This window comes from uncultured Thiodictyon sp., from assembly GCF_903828115.1.
GTDB lineage: Bacteria > Pseudomonadota > Gammaproteobacteria > Chromatiales > Chromatiaceae > Thiodictyon.
Genome location: NZ_CAIKKU010000384.1, coordinates 1 through 7,353 on the forward strand (window position 1 = coordinate 1; position 7,353 = coordinate 7,353).

General features: G+C 63.5%; 5 protein-coding genes. 2 read left to right on the plus strand and 3 right to left on the minus strand.

Annotated features, from left to right (window positions below):
- Positions 1–29: 29 nt before the first annotated feature.
- From ruvA to QZY48_RS14030, 3 genes are all read right to left on the minus strand, one after another.
- Positions 30–659 (minus strand): Holliday junction branch migration protein RuvA, encoded by a 630-nt coding sequence (ruvA, locus tag QZY48_RS14020; RefSeq protein ID WP_295431672.1) that lies wholly within the window; start codon positions 657–659, stop codon positions 30–32.
- Between the two features lie 166 nt (positions 660–825).
- Positions 826–1,350 carry a crossover junction endodeoxyribonuclease RuvC gene (ruvC, locus tag QZY48_RS14025; RefSeq protein ID WP_295431674.1) on the minus strand — a complete coding sequence of 175 codons (525 nt, stop codon included), beginning with the start codon at positions 1,348–1,350 and terminating at the stop codon, positions 826–828.
- Positions 1,351–1,492: 142 nt separating this feature from the next.
- The gene (locus QZY48_RS14030) at positions 1,493–2,242 is read right to left on the minus strand and encodes a YebC/PmpR family DNA-binding transcriptional regulator (RefSeq protein ID WP_295431677.1); all 750 of its coding nucleotides are present in this window, start codon (positions 2,240–2,242) and stop codon (positions 1,493–1,495) included.
- 598 nt (positions 2,243–2,840) lie between these two features.
- On the opposite strand from QZY48_RS14030, the gene QZY48_RS14035 reads away from it, so the two are divergent.
- Positions 2,841–6,182: a tetratricopeptide repeat protein gene (locus QZY48_RS14035; protein WP_295431680.1), complete on the plus strand. Its 3,342-nt coding sequence runs from the start codon at positions 2,841–2,843 to the stop codon at positions 6,180–6,182.
- A gap of 248 nt (positions 6,183–6,430) precedes the next feature.
- Complete coding sequence (locus QZY48_RS14040; RefSeq protein ID WP_295431683.1) at positions 6,431–7,240, plus strand: transglutaminase family protein; 810 nt, start codon at positions 6,431–6,433, stop codon at positions 7,238–7,240.
- The last annotated feature ends 113 nt before the right edge of the window (positions 7,241–7,353 follow it).

The following is a 7,353-nucleotide window of genomic DNA, read 5'->3' on the forward strand; positions in this document are numbered from 1 at the left end:
CCGTAGGGTCCGCTGTGCGGACCGGCGGCCTAGGGCATATTCACGGCCCGCAGTGCCCCGCGGATGATCTCCTCTGAGGTCTTGGCGCCGTCGTCGGCGGCGCGGGCCATGCGGTTGGCGTCGGCCGGTTTGTAGCCCAGGGCGATGAGTGCGCTGACGGCGTCGGGCAGGGCGCCGGGGGGGCTGCCGGGTACGCCGGGGGCCGCGCCGGACCCGGCGGTGCCGAGGGTGGTCGCGGTGGCGAAGCCGGCGCCGATGCCCTCCAGACGGTCGCGCAACTCCACCACCAGGCGCTGGGCGGTCTTGGTGCCGATGCCGGGGACCCGCGTCAGGGCGCTGATGTCCTCCTGTTCCACGCAGGCGATGAAGCGCGCGGTGTCCATGCCGGAGAGGATGGCCAGTCCAATCCGCGCGCCGATCCCGCTGACCTTCAGCAGGGCGCGGAAGAGGTCGCGGTCGCGCTCGCGGGCGAAGCCGTAGAGGTTGTGGGCGTCCTCCCTGACCGTCAGGTGGGTGATCAGGGTGACGGTGTTGCCCACCGGGGGCAGTTCGTAGAAGGTGGACATGGGCGCCTCCAACTCGTAGCCGACGCCGTTCACGTCCAGGAGCAGGTGCGGCGGCTGCTTGCGGAGGATCTGCCCCCTCAGTCGACCGATCATCCTACAATCCACAGATGAACACAGATGAACACAGATTTTCTTTTGATTGTCATGCGCCTATCGCTATCTTCGCAATTACCGGCAAGGTGAGTTCCCGGCCAAGCGTAAGCCAATGAGTAATCTGTGATAATCTGTGTTCATCTGTGGATAACGACTCTTTTGAGGATTACGGCCGCCAGTCCCGCCAGGAGGCGGCGGCTCTCTTACGTGCTGGGATGCCCATGGAATGGGCGTGACACAGCGCAATGGCCAGGGCGTCGGCCTCGTCCTCGCCCGGTTCGTCGGGCAGCGCCAGCAGGACGCGCACCATGTGCTGGACCTGTGCCTTTTCCGCCGCGCCGGTACCGACCACGGCGAGCTTGACGGTCTTGGGGCTGTATTCGTGCACCGTCACACCGCCCTTGAGCCCGGCGCACAGGACGGCCCCGCGCGCCTGGCCGATCTTGAGTGCCGCCGTGGGGTCGCGGGCGAAGATCAGTTGCTCCACCGCCATCTCGTGGGGTCGATACTCGGCCACCAGTTCCGCCACCCGGTCGAAGATTAGCCCCAGGCGCGCCGGCCAGGGCTGATCGCCGACCCGGATAGCGCCGCTCACCACCCGCAGGCTGCGGTGCCCGTCGGTGTCGATGACGGCGAAGCCGGTGGTGCGGGAGCCGGGGTCGATGCCGAGGATGCGGTGCCTTAAAATCATAGTACGTTAGTACGTTGGGAAAGTACGTTAGTACGTTAGTACGTTGGGAAAGTACGTTAGTACGTTAGTACGTTAGTACGTTTGGCGCCGCGTCCAGCGCGGAGCCCCCGTACTAACGTACTCACGTACTAACGTACTTCTTCTAGCCATCGATGGTTGCCATGATCTCGTCGGAGATATCGGCATTGTGATAGACGGCCTGGACGTCGTCGCAGTCCTCCAGGACCTCCACCATCTTGAGTAGGCGCTCGGCGGTGTCCCGGTCCAGTTCCGCGCTGGTGGAGCAGTTGAAGGTCACCTCGCCGACGTCGGTGTCGAGCCCGGCCACCGTGAGTGAGTCCTTCACCACGGTGAACTCGTCGGGGTCGGTGATGACGTCGATGGAGCCGTCCTCGTTGACGATGACGTCCAGGGCGCCGGCGTCCACGGCGGCCTCCATCACCCGATCCTCATCGGTGCCGGGCTGGAAGCTGATGACCCCCTGCTTGGTGAACAGATAGCCGACCGAGCCGTCCGTGCCCAGGTTGCCGCCGTGCTTGGTGAAGGCGTGGCGCACCTCACCGGCGGTGCGGTTGCGGTTGTCGGTCATGCAGTCGACCATCACCGCCACCCCGCCCGGGCCATAGCCCTCGTAGCGGATCTCCTCGTAGTCCTCGCCCTCAGTGCTGCCGCTGCCGCGCTTCACTGCGCGCTCCACGGTGTCGCGCGGCATGTTGGCCCCGAAGGCCTTGTCGATGGCAAGGCGCAGGCGCGGGTTGCAGCCGGGGTCTCCCCCGCCGGTGCGCGAGGCCACCGTGACCTCGCGGATCAGCTTGGTCCAAACCTTGCCGCGGGTCTTGTCCTGGGCGGTCTTGCGGTGCTTGATGTTGGCCCATTTGCTGTGCCCGGCCATCGTTGAACTCTCCTGACGGTGATGTGCCCGGACGCGACCGGGCGGTCTTGCTGCGGCGGCGGCGCATCGTCCCGCGGGCGCGGGGATGTCTCAAGCCGGCCACGGCTGGAAAAGCCGCTTATTCTAACACCCAGTCACGGAACCAGCCCAAGGTTGGTGGTGCACCTTGCAGGGGCCGTCAAAGTCCTCGGGCGGCGGCCTGGGGACGCCGCTGACCGCGGGCGATGTGCGCCCCCGGCAAGGGGAGTGGGCGGAAAGGCCGCCGGACTGATTTCGATCCCGTCAATGAAGTCGAATTCGAGGAACCACGGCCGCTCCAGGTGAAGTCAGTCAGGTTTGCGGCCTTGTGCCTTTTGGGGCGATGATTAGCAGCGAGGCGGCACCTCGGCCAGCGTGCGCGTGACACCGGTGCGTACTGTCGGGCGTGTCGTCGGCCCGCGGTGCCGCGAGCACCAGTCGTCACCACAATGATCCAGTCCGTCTGCGGCCCGCGGGATCGCTCCCGCCGGGACTCGACCCTGCCCAGGGTGAGCGTCGTACAACCCTCAGCTTTAACAGTGGCTCCAGCGAAGGCCCGGACCGAGTGGAGACAACAGTGATGAAGATCGAGTTTCTCCCCTCAGCGACGCCCTGGTCGACGTTCGCCCCCTACGCCCTTGCGGCCATTTTCTGCTTGCTGGTGTCGGCACTCGCCGTCTCACCTCGGCACCGTCACTGGCCTTCACCCTGGCGTTGGGTCTGGTTTCGGTATCTGGCTTGGTGGGTGGGCCGCCGCGGTGGTTCGGCATGGCGCTGGCTGACGACCGGTTGGCGGGTACTGATCGCTCCGCTGGCCGCCGTGATCGGGGCCATCTGGCTGCGCGACCACGTTCTCGACATCCGCCGCTCCGCATCGGATATCCTGAGTATTTCGTTCGTCCTGAAAGTGGCGGCCGTGACGGCGCTGCTTACTCTGGGGTGGTGGCTCTACCGGGCGCGTCGGCGAATGGTCATTCTGCCGTTCGCCGATCATACCGGGGACGCCGCGCTGGCGGCCGGCGTCGCGGGCCTGCCCTCCCGCTTGTTGAACGAGTGGGCCCGTTTGAGATCCCTGTATCAGTTCACCGACGAGGCGCGACCCGAACAAAAGAGCGATGCACCGATTGACGTCACGGTCGGGGTCGAAGACCTCGGGGAGGTCTTACAAGGGGCGGTTAGCGCGGACTCGAAGATCGGTCTTGGTCCGCTGCAAGTGCCTGTTGGAGCGCTGCTTTCGGTTGGTGGGCGAGCCGCAGAAGGACCGCGGCTCACCGGCAGCGTGTATAAAGACGGCGACCGGCTCGTCGTGGTTGCCCTGGTTCGCGGCGGCGGGCGGCACGAAAGCTGGCGGGTAGAGCAAGGCTGCGAGACCCTGCAGAAGCTGATAGAGCAACTGGCCTATCGTATTTTTACGGACCTCTCCAAGGCCGGGTCCGAACAATGGCAAGCAGTCTACCATTATACGCAGGGCCTCCGTGCCTATCGTGAGGCGAAGTGGACCGAACGCAATAAGATCCTAAAATATGTCGCGGCGGAGAAGGCCTTTATCCATGCGCTTGAAGAGGATAACAGGTTTGCCCGCTGTCACTACAACCTCGCAATTGTCTATCGGGCATTGGGGCGCAAGGAATCTGCGGAGTTTGCATTTTGCAAGGCCGTTGAGACCAATCCCGACTTATACGACGCCTACTACGCCCTGGCGCTGAATTATTTCAATACCGAAAGATACGAGGAGGCCATCCGTCTCTGTGGGAAAGCGATTCAACTGCGACCATCGCAAGCGGAGGGGTGGGATCTCAGGGGCTTTGCGCGGCGCAAACTTGCCGAGCAGCATGTGCCGCGAATGGCGAATATGCCTGTCGAGAGTATTAACGATGGTGAAACCGCTATGGCGCTTGTCGAAGATATTCGCACGGAGAGTATTAAAGCCCGCGAAACCGCTATGGCGCTTGTCAAGGCTATTCGCACGGAGAGTATTCAAGACCGCGAAACCGCGACGGCGCTTGCCTGGCATGCGCTATGCCGTTCGGCGCTGAGGGGGGAAGCCGACCCCAAACTGAGAGAATCCGCGATTACCTGCACGCGCAGCCTTGCCGTGGGTCATGCGATCGTCGGGAGCTATCCGCGCAGCCGGGTGATTTTTTGCCAGGCGATTCATCTCGCCCCCACACTCGCGGAACTGCGCTTTGAGCTGGGCAAGGTCCTTTTTGAGGCAGAGGATTGGCAAGGTGCCCAGCGCTCACTGGAAGCGGCGAACGAAGATGCGCTGAATTCCAACGACCGAGCCATCTACTGGGCTTACATCGCTGAAGCCTGCGTCCGTTTCCCCGACCAGTCGCACGGCGCGAGCGGGACTGTGGCAGCCGCGCAGCGCCGCTTCATCGACACGACCCTCATCGCCGACAAGCCGGAAAACGTAGGGCGCGGAGTCAAGAATTTGGAGTCCGTACGCAACGATTACGAGCAGGCGAAAAGCGTTCTCGACCGCCTAAAACCGCGCAAGCAGGAGAGTGGACCCGACCATATCACCCGTCTCGAGGGTGAGTTGCGGAACCACCAGCACCGGGATTGGGCCGTGGCGGCCATTGCCGTCAAACTGGCCGAACTGTGTCTTGAACTCGGCCCGTCCGATTCCGGCGCAGCAAGCAAAGCAACGGGGTATCTGCTGCAGGCGTTTCCGGGACTTGAACAAGGACCCGCGGCGATTGATTGGAAAAGTGGGGGGCTCGGCCTGATCCGGGAAAACGGGGTTTATGGCCTGCTGGCAGGGTGCGAAATGGTTCAAGATCGGCCCGACATGGCTAAGGCTCTGGCTAACGCCGAGCGGGCCGTGATGCTGAACCCGCTGCGGGCCTGGGAGCGATCGATTCTGGGTTCTGTTTATCTCTTGCTCAATGACCATGAGCAAGCCCTGGCGGAATGGAGCACGGGTCTGAACCTCGACCCAAAAAACCGGGAAATCCTGGGTAAAATGGCCGATACTTATGCCCGCCGCGGATCGTCGCTCCTTTCCCCCGCCGCCCGTCGCCAGGACTTCCAACAGGTGGTCAACTTACTCAGGCTCACGCAGGAAATCATGGAAAATGACTGGCAGCCCGCCAAGGACCTGGAGGATCAGGGGATGGTACACTATCTGCTCGCGTGGTCTCATCGTGAGCTGTTGGACTATGACGCGTCCATTTCTCACTTCAAGATCGCTCTGGCCATGCGTTACAAGCCACTCGAGTCGACGGTGGAACTGTGTTGGACCAGCGTTTGCGCCAAGGCCTACAATGAGGCTGAAGCCGCCTTTCGCGAGGCCGTGACGAGAGTCATGGCACGGCGTCGCCAAAAAAGATCGGGAGCGCTGGCGGCGGATTTCCCGGAGGAAGATACCAACGCGCTACTCACGCAGGGCTATCTTCAGTCGGCCTTTGCGTTCGCCGAAAGGGGGGGCAACCTTGAGTGGGCCGCGCGTCGGCTTCGTTTCGCCAAGCGGCGCACCGCACATATCGTTCCGGCACGACGCACGACTTTCCAGGCCGCCTATCACGATTGTCAGGGTTGGGTGCTCTTCCACCAGGAAAAATGGGACCAAGCCATTGCGGAGTTGGAGCGCGCGACGGCGTTGGTCGCAGAGTCAGGAACCTATTATCGTCTGGCGTACGCCTATCTGAGAAAGGGGGAGAGCGATGCCTCTGAGCGAGCGCGCTGGCTGGAGCGGGCGCGCCGCGCCGGTATTCATGCACGCGAGGCTGATTTGAATGGGCAATACCGTCAGGAGATTGACGATCTCCTGAAGCGATTGGACCAGAGTGAAGCCCGGTGCAAACCGGCGTCGGCCGCCGCCGCCCAGTTGGCGATCACTTTCAAGGATCCACTCAGTGTTACGTCCTGGCCGGGGTCCGCGGTCAGTTCGGCAGGCCTTTCACCCGGGACCTAAGCGGTCACATTGCCGACCAGCATGTCGCACATTTCCTGGCGATCACGGTTCAGCAGCCGACGCCGCTCGGTTGCAGAGCATTAGCGCGTGGTCCAACAGTGCGCTGTGCGCGACGCCCGCGGCGGCAGGGGTCTGCGTCCTGCCGCACCGGCTCGGGGTCGGTCGGCAGAGATCAATTGCGGTTTGGTCGCATTGCCAAACCGTTCCGTCCGGGGATCTCAAGTCCCCATCCGCTACCGAGGCAAGTGATGCATATCCGAGTCGGCTACGAACTGGTCTACGACTGCCCCCAACCGACGCCGATGATACTGACGCTGCACGTGCATTATTCGCGCGTCTCCGATCTCGTCGTCCCCGACCACCTGGTCACCAACCCCTCGGTCCCCTTCACGGCCTATCGTGACGGCTTCGGCAACTGGTGCAGCCGGATTGTGGCGCCCAAGGGCCAGTTCCGGCTCTCGACCGATGCGGTCGTGAACGACACGGGGGCGCCCGATGTCATAGTCCCCACGGCCATTCAGCACGCGGTGCAGGACCTGCCGGAGGAGACCCTGGTGTTCCTGCTGGGCAGCCGCTATTGCGAGACCGACCGGTTGTCCCAGACCGCCTGGGACCTGTTCGGCAAGGGGCCGACCGGCTGGGGGCGGGTGCAGGCGATCTGCGACTTCGTGCATCACCATATCACCTTCGGCTACGAGCACGCCCGTGCCACCCGCACCGCCTGGGAGGTCTTCGCCGAGCGCAAGGGCGTCTGCCGCGATTATGCCCACCTGGCCGTCGCCTTCTGCCGCTGTATGAATATCCCGGCGCGCTACTGCACCGGCTATCTGGGCGATATCGGCGTGCCGCCGGCCGCGAGTCCGATGGATTTCTCCGCCTGGTTCGATGTCTTCCTCGGCGGTCAATGGCATACCTTCGACGCCCGCAACAATGTCCCGCGCATCGGCCGGGTGCTGATCGCGCGCGGCCGGGATGCCGCCGATGTGGCGTTGAGCAGCACCTTCGGACCCAATACGCTGACCGGGTTCAGGGTTTGGACGGATGAGGTGGATGGCTGAGCGTTTACCGTCAAAGTCCGGAGCCGGACGGGGCATTCGCCCCGTCCCGCCGGGGGCAAGTATAACTGCCTATAGCGGCGTTTTCGTTGTCGTTGTCGTTGTCGTTGTCGTAA

Coding starts and splice junctions, on each gene's coding strand:
- ruvC (WP_295431674.1), bottom strand. CDS start 1,350: ATGATTTTAAGGCACCGCATCCTCGGCATCGACCCCGGCTCCCGCACC.
- ruvA (WP_295431672.1), bottom strand. CDS start 659: ATGATCGGTCGACTGAGGGGGCAGATCCTCCGCAAGCAGCCGCCGCAC.
- QZY48_RS14040 (WP_295431683.1), top strand. CDS start 6,431: ATGCATATCCGAGTCGGCTACGAACTGGTCTACGACTGCCCCCAACCG.
- QZY48_RS14030 (WP_295431677.1), bottom strand. CDS start 2,242: ATGGCCGGGCACAGCAAATGGGCCAACATCAAGCACCGCAAGACCGCC.
- QZY48_RS14035 (WP_295431680.1), top strand. CDS start 2,841: ATGAAGATCGAGTTTCTCCCCTCAGCGACGCCCTGGTCGACGTTCGCC.